The sequence below is a fragment of the Pseudomonas sp. S10E 269 genome (genome assembly GCF_002798465.1).
In the GTDB taxonomy this organism is placed as follows: domain Bacteria; phylum Pseudomonadota; class Gammaproteobacteria; order Pseudomonadales; family Pseudomonadaceae; genus Aquipseudomonas; species Aquipseudomonas pergaminensis.
Genome location: NZ_PHIJ01000001.1, coordinates 2,734,540 through 2,752,407, shown reverse-complemented (window position 1 = coordinate 2,752,407; position 17,868 = coordinate 2,734,540). Strand labels below are relative to the sequence as shown.

16 protein-coding genes and 1 riboswitch are annotated in these 17,868 nt (G+C 59.9%); of the genes, 9 read left to right on the top strand and 7 right to left on the bottom strand.

Annotation, left to right across the window (positions count from 1 at the left end; all coding sequences use genetic code 11):
- Complete coding sequence (locus tag CWC48_RS12735) at positions 1 to 882, bottom strand: LysR substrate-binding domain-containing protein (protein ID WP_068937835.1); 882 nt, start codon at positions 880 to 882, stop codon at positions 1 to 3.
- Positions 883 to 973: 91 nt separating this feature from the next.
- Here CWC48_RS12735 and CWC48_RS12730 point away from each other — a divergent pair, with 91 nt between their 5' ends.
- On the top strand, positions 974 to 1,387 hold the full coding sequence (locus CWC48_RS12730) for a VOC family protein (RefSeq protein ID WP_028618267.1): 414 nt from the start codon (positions 974 to 976) through the stop codon (positions 1,385 to 1,387).
- A 36-nt stretch (positions 1,388 to 1,423) separates the two neighbouring features.
- Entirely contained in the window at positions 1,424 to 2,713 is a 1,290-nt protein-coding gene (locus CWC48_RS12725) for a cation:dicarboxylate symporter family transporter (RefSeq protein WP_256581643.1), read from the top strand.
- A 55-nt stretch (positions 2,714 to 2,768) separates the two neighbouring features.
- Here the strand turns inward: CWC48_RS12725 and CWC48_RS12720 are convergent, their stop codons facing one another.
- The 3 genes from CWC48_RS12720 to CWC48_RS12710 all read right to left on the bottom strand — a co-directional run bounded on the left by CWC48_RS12720 (position 2,769) and on the right by CWC48_RS12710 (position 6,144).
- A complete protein-coding gene (locus CWC48_RS12720) occupies positions 2,769 to 3,653 on the bottom strand; it encodes a formate/nitrite transporter family protein (protein WP_100491966.1) in 885 nt (294 codons plus the stop codon).
- Positions 3,654 to 3,724: 71 nt separating this feature from the next.
- A complete protein-coding gene (locus CWC48_RS12715) occupies positions 3,725 to 5,641 on the bottom strand; it encodes a patatin-like phospholipase family protein (protein WP_100491965.1) in 1,917 nt (638 codons plus the stop codon).
- Positions 5,642 to 5,739: 98 nt separating this feature from the next.
- Complete coding sequence (locus CWC48_RS12710) at positions 5,740 to 6,144, bottom strand: acyl-CoA thioesterase (RefSeq protein ID WP_003194988.1); 405 nt, start codon at positions 6,142 to 6,144, stop codon at positions 5,740 to 5,742.
- A 198-nt stretch (positions 6,145 to 6,342) separates the two neighbouring features.
- Positions 6,343 to 6,449, top strand: a riboswitch (S-adenosyl-L-homocysteine riboswitch).
- A 21-nt stretch (positions 6,450 to 6,470) separates the two neighbouring features.
- Here CWC48_RS12710 and ahcY point away from each other — a divergent pair.
- The 5 genes from ahcY to CWC48_RS12685 all read left to right on the top strand — a co-directional run bounded on the left by ahcY (position 6,471) and on the right by CWC48_RS12685 (position 13,019).
- The gene (gene ahcY / locus CWC48_RS12705) at positions 6,471 to 7,880 is read left to right on the top strand and encodes an adenosylhomocysteinase (RefSeq protein ID WP_078050529.1); all 1,410 of its coding nucleotides are present in this window, start codon (positions 6,471 to 6,473) and stop codon (positions 7,878 to 7,880) included.
- A gap of 167 nt (positions 7,881 to 8,047) precedes the next feature.
- Positions 8,048 to 8,893, top strand: a complete 846-nt coding sequence (metF, locus tag CWC48_RS12700; RefSeq protein WP_071494443.1) for a methylenetetrahydrofolate reductase [NAD(P)H] — start codon at positions 8,048 to 8,050, stop codon at positions 8,891 to 8,893.
- A gap of 83 nt (positions 8,894 to 8,976) precedes the next feature.
- Positions 8,977 to 10,059, top strand: a complete 1,083-nt coding sequence (locus tag CWC48_RS12695) for a hypothetical protein (RefSeq protein WP_078050530.1) — start codon at positions 8,977 to 8,979, stop codon at positions 10,057 to 10,059.
- Positions 10,060 to 10,122: 63 nt separating this feature from the next.
- Positions 10,123 to 10,914 carry an ABC transporter substrate-binding protein gene (locus CWC48_RS12690; protein WP_078050531.1) on the top strand — a complete coding sequence of 264 codons (792 nt, stop codon included), beginning with the start codon at positions 10,123 to 10,125 and terminating at the stop codon, positions 10,912 to 10,914.
- A gap of 221 nt (positions 10,915 to 11,135) precedes the next feature.
- The gene (locus CWC48_RS12685; RefSeq protein ID WP_100491964.1) at positions 11,136 to 13,019 is read left to right on the top strand and encodes a DEAD/DEAH box helicase; all 1,884 of its coding nucleotides are present in this window, start codon (positions 11,136 to 11,138) and stop codon (positions 13,017 to 13,019) included.
- A 224-nt stretch (positions 13,020 to 13,243) separates the two neighbouring features.
- Here the strand turns inward: CWC48_RS12685 and CWC48_RS12680 are convergent, their stop codons facing one another.
- Both CWC48_RS12680 and CWC48_RS12675 read right to left on the bottom strand, forming a co-directional pair.
- Entirely contained in the window at positions 13,244 to 13,822 is a 579-nt protein-coding gene (locus CWC48_RS12680; protein WP_021492687.1) for a YceI family protein, read from the bottom strand.
- Between the two features lie 32 nt (positions 13,823 to 13,854).
- Positions 13,855 to 14,406 (bottom strand): cytochrome b, encoded by a 552-nt coding sequence (locus tag CWC48_RS12675; RefSeq protein ID WP_100491963.1) that lies wholly within the window; start codon positions 14,404 to 14,406, stop codon positions 13,855 to 13,857.
- A gap of 273 nt (positions 14,407 to 14,679) precedes the next feature.
- On the opposite strand from CWC48_RS12675, the gene CWC48_RS12670 reads away from it, so the two are divergent.
- The gene (locus CWC48_RS12670) at positions 14,680 to 16,086 is read left to right on the top strand and encodes an adenosylmethionine--8-amino-7-oxononanoate transaminase (protein WP_100491962.1); all 1,407 of its coding nucleotides are present in this window, start codon (positions 14,680 to 14,682) and stop codon (positions 16,084 to 16,086) included.
- Between the two features lie 123 nt (positions 16,087 to 16,209).
- Positions 16,210 to 16,929: a 16S rRNA (uracil(1498)-N(3))-methyltransferase gene (locus CWC48_RS12665; RefSeq protein WP_100491961.1), complete on the top strand. Its 720-nt coding sequence runs from the start codon at positions 16,210 to 16,212 to the stop codon at positions 16,927 to 16,929.
- A gap of 3 nt (positions 16,930 to 16,932) precedes the next feature.
- Here CWC48_RS12665 and CWC48_RS12660 read toward each other — a convergent pair whose 3' ends face one another.
- On the bottom strand, positions 16,933 to 17,835 hold the full coding sequence (locus tag CWC48_RS12660) for a transporter substrate-binding domain-containing protein (RefSeq protein WP_078050536.1): 903 nt from the start codon (positions 17,833 to 17,835) through the stop codon (positions 16,933 to 16,935).
- Positions 17,836 to 17,868 lie beyond the last annotated feature (33 nt).

The following is a 17,868-nucleotide window of genomic DNA, read 5'->3' as shown; positions in this document are numbered from 1 at the left end:
TTACACCACACGTTTGTCCATCGACGCTCTGCACAGGTGTTCAAGCAGATGCCGCATCGCCACCGGGCGGCGCGGCGTCGAGCTATGCATGACAACCAAGTCCCGCGCATAGCGAGGCGCGTCGTCGACCGGCAAGACGGATAGGCCACTGCATGACATCCCCGCCCACTGCGGTACCAGTGATACACCCATGCCTTGGGCGACGAGTATGGCAATGGTTTCCAAGGCATCCAACTCGCACAACACCTGTGGATCAAACGACTGGTCCTCCAGGTAACGCTGGGCAATCTGCCCACCCCAGGACCGAGCGTCGTAGCGGATCAGTGACTGTTCACGCAGCAATGCTTCCAACGTCCGCGTTCCCCACTCCGTGGGCGCAATCAGAATCAACGGTTCGACCCGCAACAAAGTCGCCGTCAACGCCTTGGGCGGCTGAAACGGTGGTCTGACAAGAATCACCGCGTCCAATTCTTGGGTCAGCAATCGTTCATAGAGGCTTCTGGAATCTCCTGGTGTGATCTTCAGTCTCAGCCTCGGTGCCGACAGCGCCATTCGCTCGATCGCTTCTGGCAAGACGCCGGTCAATGCCGTTGAAATAGCACCGATCTTGATCTCTCCCGATAAACCATCTTGGCTCAGGTCCTCCTGCAACTCGCGCGCCTGCTCAATGACTGCCTGAATTTTTGGTAACAACAGCAGGCACTGGTCCGAGGCACAGGCACCATGCGCCGAGCGCATAAGCAGCGTGCAACCCAGCGTCCGCTCAAGCGCCTTGATCCGTTGGCTAATCGCCGCCGCCGTACGGTTTTCACGTCGTGCGGCCGCAGCTATGGAGCCGGCTTCAATGACGGCGACCAGGCTTCTCAGGAATCGAACATCCATAAGTTTTCCTTTCGCTCAGACCAAGGCGAATCCGTTTTACCCGGATATACGGTCTGTTTAATTTGAGGGCTCCCCCACCCGGAGATCCCCCATGAACAGACCTTTCCATGCTGCATACCATGTTTATGACCTAAACCAGGCGCGCATTTTTTATCGAGATGTTTTGGGCTGCACGGAAGGCCGTAGCAGCGAGACCTGGATCGACTTCGATTTTTTCGGCAACCAGCTTTCACTGCACCTGGGCACGCCCTTTCCCACCACGCGTACCGGCCTGGTAGGTGAGCATCATGTCTTGATGCCGCATCTTGGCGTCGTGCTGCCGCTTGAGGAGTGGACGGTGCTGGCCGAACGTCTCACCCACCTGGGCACGCCCTTCGAAATCCCGCCCGTGATCCGCTTCGCCGGCGAGCCGGGCGAACAACGCACCCTGTTTTTTCTCGACCCCAGTGGCAACCCCATCGAAGTGAAAGGCTTCAAGGACTACGCAGGACTGTTCGCGCAGTAAATCCCTGACAACGACAACAATAAAGGGCTACCCCCCATGACCATCAGAAAACCAACCAGCCTTGTCACCCGCATCATGATCGGCCTGGCGGCCGGGATAATTGTCGGCATCCTGCTCAACCAGTTTCCTGAACATAAGTCCTGGTTCATTGACAACCTGCTGCAACCGGCAGGCGACTTGTTCATCAAGCTGATGAAAATGATCGTCATACCTTTGGTCTTCGCTTGCATGACGGTCGGCATTGCCGGCATGGGCAATCCTGCCGCCCTGGGGCGCGTCGGTATAAAGACCTTTGTTTATTTCTTCACGATCACCAGTATTGCAATCGTGTTCGGCCTGGTGGTTGCCAATGTCGTCGAGCCAGGCGCAGGTGCCGAGTTCGCCAGCACGCTGCAGACGCCGGTCACAGGGCTGGTCGCCAACGGCACCACGCAGAATCTGGGCCAAACGTTGCTGGCGATCGTGCCGGATAACATCGTCCTGGCCATGTCACAGGGCAAGCTGCTCTCGGTGTTGTTTTTCGCCATTCTGTTCGGCTGTGCGCTGTCCCTGCTGCCGGAGGAGCGCAAAGCGCCGTTGATCAGTGTGATGCAAGGCGTCTCCGACACCATGTTCAAAGTCACCCACCTGGTCATGCATTACTCGCCGATTGGCATTTTCGGACTGATCGCGGTCACTGTCGCCAGCTATGGCCTCAATGCCTTGCTGCCATTGGCCAAGCTGATCGGCACGACATATGTGGCGGTGCTGTTATTTGCATTGTGCGTACTGGGCGCTGTCGCACGGCTGGCGGGCGTGCGCTTTTTCCACTTGGTGCGAGAAATACGCAGTGAGTTGCTACTGGCCTATAGCAGCGCCGCCTCGGCAACGGTAATGCCTCAACTGATCGAGAAGATGGAGCGCTATGGCGCGCCACGCCCTATCACCAGCATGGTTATCCCGCTGGGCTACTCGTTCAACCTGGATGGTGCATCGCTGTTTGCCGCCCTGGGCACATTGTTCATCGCCCAAGCGTATGGCATCGACTTGAGCCTGGCAGATCAGGGCATGCTGATATTGATCATGGTGTTGACTTCGAAGGGTGCAGCGGGCGTACCAGGCTTCATGTTTATCATCCTTACTGCGACCTTGACCACAGCTGGGCTCCCCGTGGAGGGCGTGGCGATCATCGCAGGGGTGTATCGCCTGATGGATATGCCGGTCACAGCTTTGAATGTACTGGGCAACGCGTTGGCCCCCTTGGTGATTGCCCGGTGGGAGGGTCAATTGAAGGCGCCTGACAGTACAACAGCGGTCGAGCCCGCCAGCGCACCGTTCAACGCCTGAAGGCTCTAAACCAGATACCCCGCAGAGAATGTTCTGGATTCTTTGCGGGGCGATATCACCTCTTTTCCCTAGGCTGAAGCCCTTCTTGATTGGAGTGAACAGCAGAAGGTGCCTTGCTTTCGCTGCGAATCTGCGCATGGCTGATCAACGCAAAGATAAAGCTGCCGCCAATGATGTTGCCCGCCAGCGTCGGCCCGGCGAACACCAGCCAGAAATCCTTCCACGGCAATTCGCCGGCGAACACCAGGTACGACACCTCGGCCGAACCGACGACGATATGGGTGAAATCACCCAGGGCCATCAGGTAGGTGATCAGGATGATGATCCACATTTTGGCGCTTTCCATGGAGGGGATCATCCACACCATGGTGGCGATCATCCAGCCGGACACAATGCCCTTGGCGAACATCTGGCCGGCATCGTTCTCCATGATCTTGCGCCCGATTTCGAGGAAGGCCAGGTCAGTCTTGGTGTCGAAGATCGGCAGGTGCAGCATCACATACGCCACCAGCAGGGTGCCGCACAGGTTGCCCACCAGCACCACTGTCCACAGCCGCAGTAGTCTTCCAGCATTGCCCAGTGTGGGTTTACTCATCACCGGCAGCACGGCGGTCAGGGTGTTTTCGGTGAACAATTGCTGGCGCGCGAGGATCACCGCGAGGAAGCCTGCGCAGTAACCAAAGCTGGCGATCACCTTGAAGGCTTCGCCTTCCGGCAGGCGCGAGTTGAGCAATCCCATCGCCATCAGCGACAGCCCCATGGTTAGCCCGGCGGCCAGTGCCGACCACCACAAGGCGGCGACACTGCGCTCCAGTTCCTGATCGCCCTGGGTGCGGATGATTTCATGCAAAACCGCCGCGCGGGGTGGCTGGTTCTTGTCGACATCCTGTTGCTCTTCCTGCGACAGGTTAGGGGTCTTGCCGTCTGCGTTGGTGGCCATGATGTTCCAGAGTCCGAGGGGTGCCTGTAGCTACGACACGCCGCGACGGTGGCTGTTCAGTGACCATGCAACTAAACCGGGATGCGCCAGGCCTTGGCCGCTTCCACCGTGGTAGAGCTGAACGGAGCACTCCAGGGCTTATTGCGCGCCGGGTAGTCTTTGACGATGCCGTCGAGCACGTTGTTGAACGCCTGTGGCGTCTTGGCATCCGCCAAGTCACGTGCCGCACCTCGCAGCAACTCGACGTTGGCTGCCGGCTGGCCCGGACGATAAAGCGACGGGTAAATGACTTCCCGCGTGAAATTTTCGGATTTAACCGCGAGATCGCGCCTTTTCATCTGCACAACCGCGCTCGTCATAACCTTCGACAATGCCTCTGCGTTGCCAGGTGACTGCTTGCTCATCACTTGCAGGAGTTGCTGAAAATTGGGCTTGCCGGCTGCATTGAGACGCCGCTCAAACCATTCGAAATGCTCGGGACGCCGCGCCAGTGCATCGAGGTTACGCAACGCCGCCGCCAATTTGGGGGTCACCGTCAGTTTGTCACTGGCCTGATTAGCTTCGGTAATGGCGACATCCATCGCTTGCATGGCTTGCTGCGCGCTCTGGCGAAACATCAGCACATCCTTGGCGGCAGGATCTTTCTTCAGATCATTCTCGACGCTCGCCAGCATTTCATCGTCCATGGCCAATACAGCGTCGTCCAATGACTGAAATGGATAGCGCTCACGGAGCTCGGCACGCTTTTCCAGGTGCGCGCCTACCGCCGTACACGCCGATGCCTGCAAATGCGTTTTCTGAGCGTCGGTCATGGTGAAATTAACCGTGCCGCCCAGCATGCCGCGAAAATCGCCCTTGTCGGACTTCAGCGGTAACACGACGGTTTGGTCCGCCTGGGCCATGAGCTTGTCTTCCTGATACCCCACCGCGGCCGCATGCGAGACACCAATGAGGGTATCGACCAGGCCACTCACAACGCTGCCTCCCTTTGCAGGCTTTGGGTTATCGGATTCGAACTTGACGACCAGCGACTCGGTCTTGCTCAGGGGGCTTTCTGGAAAAGACGGATCAATCACCGCAGAAGAGGGTGTATTGACCAGCAGCCCACCATCCTGAAATGCCGTTTGCTCAGCATGCTCCTGAAAGGCGTGGCCTTGCTCCTTCGGGCTTTTGAACAGACCAGGCAATGAGCCGGAAATATGAGCCGCCCGGACAATGTCCATCTCCGGGGTGGTGCTGGTGTTGAAGACCACCAACTGCGGCCGGCCATCGAACATGCCGGTACCCGTGATATTGAGCTGCTTGACCGCCGGAATGTGGCGACTCAACACCTCTATGTCGCGAAAAGTCGGCCCCTTCCCCGCACTGAGCCGGTCGGCAATCTTCATGACTTCAGCTGGCCGGCTTTCCCGAGATGTTCCTGCAATCTGTGCCAGCAGCGACTTGCGCGCTTCACTGCCAATCAAGTCTTCAAGAGGTTGCGCTTCGGTTTGCAGACGCGGCAGGAGGGTGAACAGTAATTGCGCAATGTTGCCGGCCGGCCCAGGCAAGCGTCCCGCCCATTTGCCAATTTCAGCACTGGCATTCTGCAGCTTGGCAATCAACGGGGTTTTGCTGTTCAGCAATTCAGGCAGGTTGACGCTGTTCGACAACTTTTCAAAGGCCTTGGCATCCATGCCACTGGCCAGCAACGCAGCAGAGATCGCCCCTGCGGATGAGCCGGAAATTACGTTTACGCCGCCCAATGCTTGGTGGTCTTCAAGCGCCCGGACCATGCCCGGAAATGCAATCCCCTTCGCCCCACCGCCACTCAATACCAAGTGTGCAAGCGGCGGCGGCGACAGGGTCACTTCCACCCGGCCATCGCTGAAGCGAACAAGGCTCACCTTGCGCTCGCCTACGCTGTTGACCAGAGAGGTCTTTACATCTTTATCGACACCTTCAGACTGTTGAGACTGAAAATTGGCATTAGAACTGGACACTTTCATACACGGCTCTCTCTACAGGATGTAGTCCTGAGTGACGCGAGAGCCTGGGATGGGTCCACCCGGAATGGTTTGGTAAAACAAATCAACCCGGGCCAGGGTTACTCGGGAAGACTGTCGTCCTTGAACTGGTCTTTCACGTACTTGATCTCGGTGCGGCCATGAGGTGCTGGCAGGCCATCTTCACCAAGGTTGACGAAGACCATTTTCTCTACCGTCAGGATGCTTTTGCGGGTGATTTTGTTGCGCACTTCACACGTCAGGGTAATGGAGGTGCGGCCGAACTCGGTGGCCGTGATGCCCAGTTCGATGATGTCGCCCTGGCGCGAGGCGCTGACAAAGTTGATTTCGGAGATGTACTTGGTCACGACGCGCTGGTTGCCCAACTGGACGATGGCGTAGATGGCCGCTTCTTCGTCGATCCAGCGCAGCAGGCTGCCGCCGAACAGGGTGCCGTTGGGGTTGAGGTCTTCGGGTTTTACCCATTTGCGGGTGTGGAAGTTCATGGTCACTCCAAAGCATGTTGCGAAATGATGGTCAACATCATGGCAGAGCCCGGCCCCAAGCTCTATGCGCCATTGCCTATCAAGCCCATGCGCGATCTTCATATGGCCGACAGAAAGGCTTGGGATGTGCCGCGTACACGGCTATAATCGCCCCCGCTTCAAAACGGTCATCTTCAATTGATACCGTTCTCCCGCCACCTGTCCGAGGGGCGCTGCAGCAGGTTCAACCTGTCAGGCTCGGATGGGGCGTTGTCCGGCCTGGTTTACCTGGCCTGATACTAAACGCACAACGGCGCCCATTCGCACACTACGAATGGAGGCTCTCTATGAGCGCTGTAATCACGCCTGCAGATTTCAACGACTACAAAGTCGCCGACATGTCCCTCGCTGCCTGGGGCCGTCGCGAAACCTTTATCGCCGAATCCGAAATGCCGGCCCTGATGGGTCTGCGTCGCAAGTACGCCGCTGAGCAACCGCTCAAGGGCGCGAAGATCCTCGGCTGCATCCACATGACCATCCAGACCGCCGTGCTGATCGAAACCCTGGTTGCCCTGGGTGCCGAAGTGCGTTGGTCGTCCTGCAACATCTTCTCGACCCAAGACCAGGCCGCTGCCGCCATCGCTGCTGCCGGTATCGCGGTATTTGCCTGGAAAGGCGAGACCGAAGAAGAGTACGAGTGGTGCCTGGAGCAAACCATCCTGAAAGATGGCGCGCCTTGGGATGCCAACATGATCCTCGACGACGGCGGCGACCTGACCGAGCTGCTGCACAAGAAGTACCCGCAGATCCTGGACCGCGTCCACGGTGTGACCGAAGAAACCACCACCGGCGTACACCGCCTGCTGGACATGCTGGCCAAGGGCGAGCTGAAAATCCCGGCCATCAACGTCAACGACTCGGTGACCAAGAGCAAGAACGACAACAAATACGGCTGCCGTCACAGCCTGAACGATGCCATCAAGCGCGGCACCGACCACCTGCTGTCGGGCAAGCAAGCGCTGGTGATCGGCTACGGTGACGTGGGCAAGGGTTCGTCCCAGTCCCTGCGTCAGGAAGGCATGATCGTGAAAGTTTCCGAAGTCGACCCGATCTGCGCCATGCAAGCCTGCATGGACGGTTTCGAAGTGGTCTCGCCGTTCATCAACGGCCAGAACGACGGCACCGAAGCCAGCATCGACAAGGCCCTGCTGGGCAAGATCGACCTGATCGTCACCACCACCGGTAACGTGAATGTTTGCGACGCGAACATGCTCAAAGCCCTGAAGAAGCGCGCCGTGGTCTGCAACATCGGTCACTTCGACAACGAGATCGACACTGCTTTCATGCGCAAGAACTGGGCATGGGAAGAAGTGAAGCCACAGGTCCACAAGGTTCACCGTACCGGTGCGGGTGATTTCGACCCACAGAACGATGACTACCTGATCCTGCTGGCCGAAGGCCGCCTGGTTAACCTGGGCAACGCTACTGGCCACCCGAGCCGCATCATGGATGGCTCGTTCGCCAACCAGGTACTGGCCCAGATCTTCCTGTTCGGCCAGAAATACGCCGACCTGTCGCCAGCTGAGAAAGCCGAGCGCCTGACTGTGGAAGTTCTGCCGAAGAAACTCGACGAAGAAGTGGCCCTGGAAATGGTCCGCGGCTTCGGCGGCGTCGTGACTCAACTGACCAAGACCCAGGCCGACTACATCGGCGTGACCGTTGAAGGTCCGTTCAAGCCGCACGCTTACCGTTACTAAGTAACCGGCTCTCTCCCTGTCGGAGCGGGCTTGTGTGGGAGCGGGTTTGCTCGCGAATACGGAGTGTCAGTCGAAGCAATCATGACTGACCCACCGCAATCGCGAGCAAGCCCGCTCCCACATTGACGGTGTAAGCCTTCCAGTTTTGAGTTTCCAAGGATACGACCATGTCCCAAGACCGTCGCTACAGCTTCGAGTTCTTCCCGACCAAGACCGATGCTGGGCATGAAAAACTGATGGCGACTGCCACGCAGTTGGCCAGCTACAACCCCGACTTCTTCTCCTGCACCTACGGCGCCGGTGGCTCGACCCGCGATCGCACGATCAACACCGTGTTGCAGCTGGAAAGCCAAGTCAAAGTTCCCGCCGCTCCGCATTTGTCCTGCGTGGGCGACAGCAAGGCCGACCTGCGCGGCCTGCTGACCCAATACAAGGCCGCCGGCATCAAGCGCATCGTCGCCCTGCGTGGCGACCTGCCGTCCGGCATGGGCATGGCCAGCGGTGAGCTGCGCTACGCCAATGACCTGGTGAGCTTCATTCGTGAGGAAACCGGCGATCACTTCCATATCGAAGTGGCGGCTTACCCGGAGATGCACCCCCAGGCCCGCAACTTCGAAGACGATCTGCAGAATTTCGTGCGCAAGGCCAACGCCGGCGCCGACAGCGCGATCACCCAGTACTTTTTCAACGCCGACAGCTACTTCTACTTCGTCGAGCGTGTACGGGCCATGGGTGTGAACATCCCGATCGTGCCGGGCATCATGCCGATCACCAACTACAGCAAGCTGGCACGTTTTTCTGACGCCTGCGGTGCCGAGATCCCACGTTGGGTGCGCAAGCAACTGGAAGCCTATGGCGACGACGTCAAGAGCATCCAGGCGTTTGGCGAACAGGTCATCAGCACAATGTGTGAAGAATTGTTGCAAGGTGGCGCACCAGGGCTGCACTTCTATACCCTTAACCAGGCTGAACCGAGCCTGGCCATCTGGAACAACCTCAAGCTGCCGCGCTGAGGTCTGTTCAAGCAGCCCCCAGGCCCCCGTTTATACGGGGGCTTTTTTTGTTTATCTCTCCCCGGAATGGATGCCTGCAGTAAATGAATACAGCGTCACTGACTCACCGCCCTCAGCTGGTTTACCTGGTATTCGGGGCCGAGACCTATCATCAGGAAGCGGTATTCAGCATCGCCAGCGCCCTGTCACACCTGGGCGGTACCGCGAACATGCCGCTGGACATCCAGGTGTTCAGCGACAACCCGGCACCCTACGCGGGCTTGCCGGTGCAGGTCCACACCCTGGATGACGCCACGCGCAAACGCTGGAGCGAGCCCCACGGCTACCATTTCCGAACCAAACATGTGCTGTTGCGCCAAGTGCTGGAAACCGCGGAACGGGCCTTGTTGATCGATACCGACACGTTCTTCCACGACTCGCCGATGGCGCTGTTCGAACGCGTCGCCCCCGGCACCCTGCTGTGCAATGCTTTCCACGCCAAATACGGTGATAACCGCGAAAGCGTGCTGTACGAAGCCCTGGCCAAGCACCTGGCCGACAAAGGTGTCGCCGACGACGATATGTGGCTGCTCAACTCCGGCGTCATGGGCATGGCCCGGCAGGACGCGCACCTGCTGGATCATTCGATCGAGCTGATGGACGAGCTGTTTCCAATGGCCCAAGGTGCCTACACCCTGGAAGAGTTCTGCCTGTCGGTTGCCGCGTACCGTCACGTCAACGTGCGCCAGTGCCCGGACCTGATCCATCATTACTGGAGCCGCAAACAGCTGTTTCGCGCCAAAGTCAGGGCCTGGATCAACAAGCACGCCACCGCCCCCACCTGCGACCAGGCGCTGGCCGATACCCGCAAGGTCTCCGCCCACCTGCCCCGTCCACCGCGCCTGCAGCGCCTGATGTACAAGCTGATCACCCTGGCGCTGCCCAAGCGCAAGCAGCAATTTATCCGCGAGATTCTCTACGGCTGCTACGAACACGAAAACGAGTTCGATCAGGCGTGTGGCCCGGTTTGGTGGGACAAAGCGCGACAGAATCAGGAAGAGCGCCAGCAATGCCCGGTTGACGCGCACCAACTGGAACACTGGTTCGCCAACCCGCTGGTGCGCCTGATTCTCGGCGAGCGACGCGCAGCCATCTACGAACACCTGATGACCTCAGAGACCAAATAGCATCGCCCGCAGATGCTTGTTGCAGAGCTTCTCTTTAACGGCGGGGCGTCGTAACCTCAGGGCATGCCCGTCATTCTGAAGTTGTTGACTGCTGCCTTATTCACTTGCCTGAGCCTGGCCGCTTATGGCGAGAAACTGCGCATTGTCACCGAGCCCTGGGCGCCCTACGTGTATGAGGACCAGGGCACCATGCACGGGCTGGACTACGAGACCACCGTGATCGTGTTCCAGCGCCTGGGGGTGGACGTGCAATGGCAGTTCCTGCCCTGGAAGCGCTGCCTGGTCATGCTCGACCAGGGCCAGGCCGACGGGGCGCTGGATATATTCCACAGCCATGAGCGCGACGCCTTGCTGCTGTACCCCAGCGAACCGCTGTCGGAAGTCGAGTTCGTGCTCTTCTATGCCAATGAGCGTCCCCACCCAGCCCAAAGCCTCGAAGACCTGCGCGGCCTTACCGTCGGTACCTCGCCGGGCTACCTGTACGGTGCAGAGTTCAGCGACTCCAGCCTGTTCAACCGCGAACCGGCCCCCAGCCATGAGGCCAACTTCGGCAAACTGATGCTGGGACGTATCGACATGGTGATCACCGACCGTCGAGTGGGCCAGCATGTGATCAAGGCGCTGGGCCTGGAGGGCAAGGTCAGCCAGGCGCCGGCGGTGGTCAGCCGCCAGCCGCAGTTCCTCGCAGTACGCCGTGGCGCGGGCATGGACCTGCTGGTACAACGGTTTGCCGCCGAGCTCAAACGCTTCAAACAGGAACCGGCCTATAGTGCCTTGAGCGCCAAATATGGTGGAATCCAGGCGAATACGGGGTCTGGACGCACCGTTGAGCAGCAGGAAAGCAGCGCGCCCTGATTGCTCTGTTATACTCCGGCCTTTCCGCCAGGCTCACGCCCGGCCGCTGAGGTCTTGAAAAAGGCACCCAACCCCGCTACAGCGCAGCTTTCAGCCCGCGCGAGCCGGTGGAGTGCCCGCCAGACGCAGCAGGACCGGACGGGGTTGCGCTCCCCTAAGCGCCATTCACGCCCGGCAAGATTATCCCTTTGGGCCAAGCCCTAACTAAAACAGGATTACTCATGTCCTTTGCTTCCCTCGGTCTCTCCGAGGCTTTAGTCCGCGCCATCGAGGCAGCGGGCTATACCGAGCCTACTCCGGTGCAACAGCGGGCCATTCCCGCCGTGTTGCAAGGTCGCGACCTGATGGTTGCGGCTCAGACAGGTACTGGTAAAACCGGCGGCTTCGCCCTCCCGATTCTGGAGCGGTTGTTCCCCAACGGTCACCCGGACAAATCCCAGCGTCACGGCCCGCGCCAACCACGCGTACTGGTCCTGACCCCAACCCGCGAACTCGCCGCCCAGGTGCACGACAGCTTCAAGCTGTATGCCCGCGACTTGAAGTTCGTCAGCGCCTGCATCTTCGGCGGCGTCGGCATGAACCCACAGGTTCAGGCCATGTCCCGTGGCGTCGACGTACTGGTGGCCTGCCCGGGTCGTTTGCTCGACCTGTGTGGCCAAGGCAGCGTCGACTTGTCCCACGTGGAAATCCTCGTGCTGGACGAAGCCGACCGCATGCTCGACATGGGCTTTGTCCATGACGTGAAAAAGGTCCTCTCCCGCCTGCCGGCCAAACGTCAGAACCTGCTGTTCTCGGCAACGTTCTCCCAGGACATCACTGCCCTGGCCGGCAAGCTGTTGCACAACCCGGAACGCATCGAAGTCACACCGCCGAACACCACGGTCGAGCGGATCGAGCAACGCGTCTTCCGCCTGGCCGCCAGCCACAAGCGTGCGCTGCTGGCCCACCTGATCACCGCCGGCGCGTGGGAACAGGTGCTGGTGTTCACCCGCACCAAGCACGGCGCCAACCGCCTGGCCGAATACCTGGACAAGCACGGCCTCACCGCCGTCGCCATCCACGGCAACAAGAGCCAGAACGCGCGCACCAAGGCCCTGGCCGACTTCAAGGCCGGCTCTGTGCGCATCCTGGTTGCCACCGATATCGCCGCCCGCGGCCTGGATATCGACCAACTGCCGCACGTGGTCAACTTCGAGCTGCCCAACGTCGATGAAGACTACGTGCACCGTATCGGCCGTACTGGCCGTGCCGGTCGCTCGGGTGAAGCCATCTCCCTGGTCGCACCAGACGAAGAAAAACTGCTGAAAAGCATCGAGCGCATGACCAAGCAGAAAATCGCCGACGGCGACCTGATGGGCTTCGATGCCAGCGCCGTGGAGGCCGAGAAGCCAGAAGCGCGCGAGCGTCCGGACGTGCGCAACCCGCGCAACCCACGTGGTCCGAAGGGCGATGGCCCGAACGGCGGCGGTGGTGGCGGCGGTCGTCGCGACAAAGGCAAAGACAAAGGCAAGGAAAAATCCGCCTCCAGTGGCCGTGGCGAACGCCCAGCCCGTGAGCAGAAACCCCGTGAAGGCACCCCGGCCCGCGAACAGCGCCAGCCGAGCCAGCCACCACGCGCTGCTGCCGACCGTGCGCCGGACGAGTTCCTCGACGACGATGTGGATAACTTCGGTAACCGCGTTGACTACGTGCCACAGGCCAAACCGGCCCAAGGCCGTGGCCGTCGTCCAGGTGCCCCGGCACAGGGTGCAGGCGCAGGCGCTCCACGTGGCGGCCAACCACAAGGCGGCCGCCAGAACGGCCCGCGCAACAGCAGCGGCGGCACCACCGGTACGCCGCCTGCCAAGCGCAACGGCCCGCGTAACGGTGCACCCCGTGACGGCCAGGCTCGCCGCGAAGACTCGCGCAGCAACAACCGTCGCCCAGCCCGTGACGACCAGCCTCGCTCCTCCGAACCGGCCGTGCAGAACCCACGCGGTGGCCCGGCGCCAAAGATCATCCACAAGGAGTCGAAGGCTGACCGCTTCCCGACACCCGAGCAGTTGGATCAACTGCCAGGCCGTCCTCGTGGTGAAAAACCAGCGCTGCTGACCCGCAATCGCTGATTTTCAACGCCGATAAAAATGCCCCGCCTCTTTAGAGACGGGGCATTTTTTTTGACTCAACACAAATCAACTGTGGGAGCTGGCTTGCCTGCGATTGCATTGACTCGGTGTGCCTGATGCTCCGAGGTGCCCGCAGCGCAGGTAAGCCAGCTCCCACATTGATTGCATTCCAGGCATAAAAAAACCGGATCTCAGGATCCGGTTTTTTCGTGTAAAAACAGAAATTACTTCTGCTTCACACCTTCCAGCGAGATGTCCAGGTCCACAGTCTGCGAGGACGGACCTGGGCCTTTGATGCCGAAGTCGTTCAGGTTGACAGTGGTCTTGGCGTTGAAGCCGGCACGCTCGCCGCCCCACGGGTCTTTGCCCTCACCGTTGAAGGTGGCCTTGAAGGTCACCGGCTTGGTCACGCCGTGGAAGGTCAGGTCGCCGGTCACGTCAGCGGTTTTGTCGCCGGTGGACTTGACTGCGGTGGAGACGAACTTGGCATCAGCGAACTTGGCAACGTCCAGGAAATCTTTGCTGGCGATGTGCTTGTCACGTTCTGCGTGGTTGGACCACAGGCTGGCGGTTTTCACGTCGACCGCGATTTTGCTGGCCTCTGGCTTGGCGGCATCCCAGCTGAACGTGCCATCCCAATCCTTGAAGGTACCGTGAATGAAGCTGTAGCCCAGGTGGCTGATTTTCCAGTCGATGAAGGCGTGCTGGCCTTCTTTGTCGATCTTGTAGTCAGCTGCCATCACCTGACCTGCGGACAGCAGGGCAGTACCGATTGCCAGAGCGGCGAGGGTCTTTTTCAACATGCTTTCTATTCCTTGTGAGTCGAGGTTGAACATCAGGCTTTGCGCCCCAGCATACGAACCAGGGTCGCATCACGATCAATGAAGTGGTGTTTGAACGCAGCCACGCCATGCAAGCCGGCGAAGACCACCAACACCCAAGCGAGGTACAGGTGTACCAGGCCTGCGTTATCTGCCTGGTCCGGTAGCCCGGAAACCACGGCAGGAATCTCAAACAGGCCAAACACCGGGATACCGACACCGTCTGCGGTGGAAATCAGGTAACCGGCGATCATCACGGCAAACAGCCCGAGATAAAGGAACGCGTGGCCAAATGCAGCACCGACACGGGTCATGCGGCTGTAGCTGGCCAGCGGTGGTGGCGGTGGGCTCACCAGGCGCCAGACAATACGCACCAGCATGATGGCGAACAGCGTGATGCCAATGCTCTTATGCAGGTCCGGCGCGTCTTTGCGCCAGGCGCTGTAGTAGTCGAGACCGACCATCCACAAGCCCAGGGCGAACAGGCCAAACACCACCAGGGCGACGCCCCAGTGCAAAACAATGCTGACCCAACCATAGCGGGCCGATGAATTACGTAGCTGCATGTCCCAAATCCCGTAAGAGCTGTGCCCAAGACTAGCGATTTACCTATCGAATTAAAGCGGAAAATTTCGCTTTGAAATATCGAGAAATACGATCTGGAGCCTAGGCACAATAAGTTAACGACGGATTAAGGACTATTCCTAAGAAACGTGACAGACCGTCCTGTGTTTACCGCGAATTCACTCACAATAGGTTGTGACTCGAGCCACCATTGCATAGGCTTGCGCGATTGATTCACCTGCGCCCGCCGCAGGACCGCTTCGAGGAGATAACCGATGGGCTTGAACAACCAGTGGATGCAACGCGACCTCGCCGTGCTGTGGCATCCCTGCACCCAGATGAAAGACCACCAGCAATTGCCGCTGATCCCGATCAAGCGCGGTGAAGGCGTCTGGCTGGAAGACTTCGAAGGCAAGCGCTACCTCGATGCCGTCAGTTCCTGGTGGGTCAACGTGTTTGGCCACGCCAACCCGCGCATCAACCAACGCATCAAGGACCAGGTCGACCAGCTGGAACATGTGATCCTCGCCGGTTTCAGCCACCAGCCGGTGATCGAGTTGTCCGAGCGCCTGGTGCAGATGACACCCGAGGGCCTGACCCGCTGCTTCTACGCCGACAACGGCTCGTCGTGCATCGAAGTCGCGCTGAAGATGAGCTTCCACTATTGGCTCAACCGTGGCCTGCCGAACAAGAAGCGCTTCGTCACCCTGACCAACAGCTACCACGGCGAAACCATCGCCGCGATGTCGGTGGGCGACGTGCCGCTGTTCACCGAGACCTACAAGGCGCTGCTGCTCGACACGATCAAAGTGCCAAGCCCCGATTGCTACCTGCGCCCCGAAGGCGTGAGCTGGGAAGACCACTCGCGCACGATGGCCCAGGTGATGGAGCAGACCCTCGCCGAGCACCACGATACCGTCGCCGCCGTGATCGTCGAACCGCTGATCCAGGGCGCCGGCGGCATGCGCATGTACCACCCCGTGTACCTCAAACTGCTGCGCGAAGCCTGCGACCGCTACGGCGTGCACCTGATCCACGATGAAATTGCCGTCGGCTTCGGCCGTACCGGGACGATGTTCGCCTGCGAGCAAGCCGGCATCCGTCCGGACTTCCTGTGCCTGTCCAAGGCCCTCACCGGTGGCTACCTGCCGCTGGCGGCCGTGGTTACCACCGAAGATGTGTACAGCGTGTTCTACGACGACTACCCGACGCTGCGCGCCTTCCTGCATTCCCATAGCTACACGGGGAACCCGCTGGCCTGTGCGGCGGCGTTGGCGACGCTGGATATTTTCGAAGAAGACAACGTCATCGAGAACAACAAGGCCCTGGCCCAACGCATGGCCACGGCCACCGCGCACCTGGTGGACCATCCTCACGTCTCGGAAGTGCGCCAGACCGGCATGGTGCTGGCCATCGAGATGGTGCAGGACAAAGCCACCAAGACCGCCTACCCGTGGCAGGAACGCCGTGGCCTGAAGGTGTTCGAACACGCCCTGGAACGCGGCGCACTGTTACGTCCATTGGGCAGCGTGGTGTATTTCCTGCCGCCCTATGTGATCACGCCGGAGCAGATCGACTTCCTCGCCGAAGTCGCCAGCGAAGGCATCGATATCGCCACCAACAGCAAGGTCAGTGTTGCCGTGCCGAAAGACTTTCACCCAGGCTTCCGCGATCCCGGTTGATCACTCACACCCGTGTAGGAGCCGGCTTGCCGGCGATGGGGCCCGTAATTCAGCGCAGCGCCAACGCCCTTGTCGCCGGCAAGCCGGCTCCTACAGGAACACCCTATTTTCCAGAGAACAGAAATGAGACTGTCCCGCTTTTTTACCGACACCCCGCTCAGCCTCGGCGACCATGAGCTACCCGAAGCCCAGGCGCACTACATCAGTCGTGTGCTGCGCATGGGCGAAGGCGATGCCGTGCAATTGTTCGATGGCTCGGGCCAGGAGTTCCTGGGCAGCCTGCTGGAAGTCGGTAAAAAGCGCGTCACCGTGCAACTCACCGAAAGCTTTGCGGGCCAGGCCGAATCGCCGCTGCACATCCACCTCGGCCAGGGCCTGTCCCGTGGCGAACGCATGGATTGGGCGATACAGAAGGCGACCGAACTGGGCGTCAATGCGATCACGCCGATTTTCAGCGAGCGCTGCGAAGTGCGCCTCAAGGATGAACGCGCCGACAAACGCCTGCTGCACTGGCGCCAAGTGGCGATCAGCGCCTGCGAACAATGCGGGCGCTCCACGGTGCCGGTGATTCACCCACCGCTCTTGCTGGCGGACTGGTTGAAGCAGACCGAGGCGGATTTGAAACTGGTGCTGCACCCGGTGGCCGAGCCGATGGTCAGCCATGCCAAGCCGTCGAGCCTGGCGTTTCTGATTGGACCCGAGGGCGGGCTGACCGACAACGAAGTCGACACCGCCCAGGGGGTCGGCTACCACGCCGCCCGCCTCGGCCCGCGCGTGCTGCGTACCGAGACGGCGCCGGTGGTAGCGTTGGCAGTCGCCCAACAATTGTGGGGCGACTTCTAGGGATTACTCCACGGGATCGCTGACCGGCTTGGCAATGATCGCCTTTAGCTCGCTGGTCATCGGAAATTCCAGGTTCAGCCCCTTGGGCGGAATCGGCTGTTCAAACCAGCGCTGGTAAATCCCGTTGATCTCGCCACTGCGGTACAGGTCGGCGAGTGTTTCGTTGACCACCGCCAGAAACTGCGGGTCGTCCTTGCGCACCATGCAACTGTAGATTTCGCGCGATTGCTCCTCGCCCACCACGACCCAGTTGTGTGGGTCCTTGGCCTTGGCGCGCTCGCCGTAGAGCAACGCGTCGTCCATGTAGAACGCCACAGCGCGGCCTGTTTCGAGCATCTTGAACGCTTCACCGTGGTCCTTGGCGCTGATCACGAACATGTTGGTTTTGTGCTCGGCGTTGTAACTCTTGAGAAAGCGCTCGTTGGTGGTGCCCGCGGTGGTCACCACGTTCTTGCCTGCCAGGTCGGGAAAGCCTTTGATACCGCTGTCCTTGGCCGTGAGCAGTTGCCCCTTCACGTAGATAAACCCGTAGGAAAACGCCACCTGCTTCTGCCGCTCGGCGGTCACGCCGGTGGAGCCGCATTCCAGGTCGACGGTGCCATTTTGCACCAAGGGGATACGGGTCTGGGACGTCACCAGGTTGTACTTCACATTGAGCTTCGCCACCCCGGTTTTCTGTTGGATACGTTCGACGATCTTGCTCGCCAGGTCTACCGAGTAGCCCATGGGTTTGCCGCTGTGATCGCCCACATAAGAAAACGGCACCGACGCATCGCGATAGCCCAGGGTGATGGACTTGGCGTTGCCGATCTTTTCCAGCGTGCCGCCCAAGGGCGCTTCATTCGCCTGGACCTGTGCGCCGAATAAAAGCCCCAGGGTGCAGCCGGCCAACAGGATTCTTTTCATTGTTATGCTCCGTTGTTGTTTGAATTGTTTGAG

What these genes read in the sequence shown, in the direction of transcription:
- CWC48_RS12710 (WP_003194988.1), bottom strand. Translation starts at nt 6,144, where the DNA reads ATGAACTTCCACACCCGCAAATGGGTAAAACCCGAAGACCTCAACCCC.
- CWC48_RS12665 (WP_100491961.1), top strand. Translation starts at nt 16,210, where the DNA reads ATGAGACTGTCCCGCTTTTTTACCGACACCCCGCTCAGCCTCGGCGAC.
- CWC48_RS12675 (WP_100491963.1), bottom strand. Translation starts at nt 14,406, where the DNA reads ATGCAGCTACGTAATTCATCGGCCCGCTATGGTTGGGTCAGCATTGTT.
- metF (WP_071494443.1), top strand. Translation starts at nt 8,048, where the DNA reads ATGTCCCAAGACCGTCGCTACAGCTTCGAGTTCTTCCCGACCAAGACC.
- CWC48_RS12735 (WP_068937835.1), bottom strand. Translation starts at nt 882, where the DNA reads ATGGATGTTCGATTCCTGAGAAGCCTGGTCGCCGTCATTGAAGCCGGC.
- CWC48_RS12720 (WP_100491966.1), bottom strand. Translation starts at nt 3,653, where the DNA reads ATGGCCACCAACGCAGACGGCAAGACCCCTAACCTGTCGCAGGAAGAG.
- CWC48_RS12680 (WP_021492687.1), bottom strand. Translation starts at nt 13,822, where the DNA reads ATGTTGAAAAAGACCCTCGCCGCTCTGGCAATCGGTACTGCCCTGCTG.
- CWC48_RS12695 (WP_078050530.1), top strand. Translation starts at nt 8,977, where the DNA reads ATGAATACAGCGTCACTGACTCACCGCCCTCAGCTGGTTTACCTGGTA.
- CWC48_RS12725 (WP_256581643.1), top strand. Translation starts at nt 1,424, where the DNA reads ATGACCATCAGAAAACCAACCAGCCTTGTCACCCGCATCATGATCGGC.
- CWC48_RS12715 (WP_100491965.1), bottom strand. Translation starts at nt 5,641, where the DNA reads ATGAAAGTGTCCAGTTCTAATGCCAATTTTCAGTCTCAACAGTCTGAA.
- CWC48_RS12730 (WP_028618267.1), top strand. Translation starts at nt 974, where the DNA reads ATGAACAGACCTTTCCATGCTGCATACCATGTTTATGACCTAAACCAG.
- CWC48_RS12660 (WP_078050536.1), bottom strand. Translation starts at nt 17,835, where the DNA reads ATGAAAAGAATCCTGTTGGCCGGCTGCACCCTGGGGCTTTTATTCGGC.
- CWC48_RS12670 (WP_100491962.1), top strand. Translation starts at nt 14,680, where the DNA reads ATGGGCTTGAACAACCAGTGGATGCAACGCGACCTCGCCGTGCTGTGG.
- CWC48_RS12690 (WP_078050531.1), top strand. Translation starts at nt 10,123, where the DNA reads ATGCCCGTCATTCTGAAGTTGTTGACTGCTGCCTTATTCACTTGCCTG.
- ahcY (WP_078050529.1), top strand. Translation starts at nt 6,471, where the DNA reads ATGAGCGCTGTAATCACGCCTGCAGATTTCAACGACTACAAAGTCGCC.
- CWC48_RS12685 (WP_100491964.1), top strand. Translation starts at nt 11,136, where the DNA reads ATGTCCTTTGCTTCCCTCGGTCTCTCCGAGGCTTTAGTCCGCGCCATC.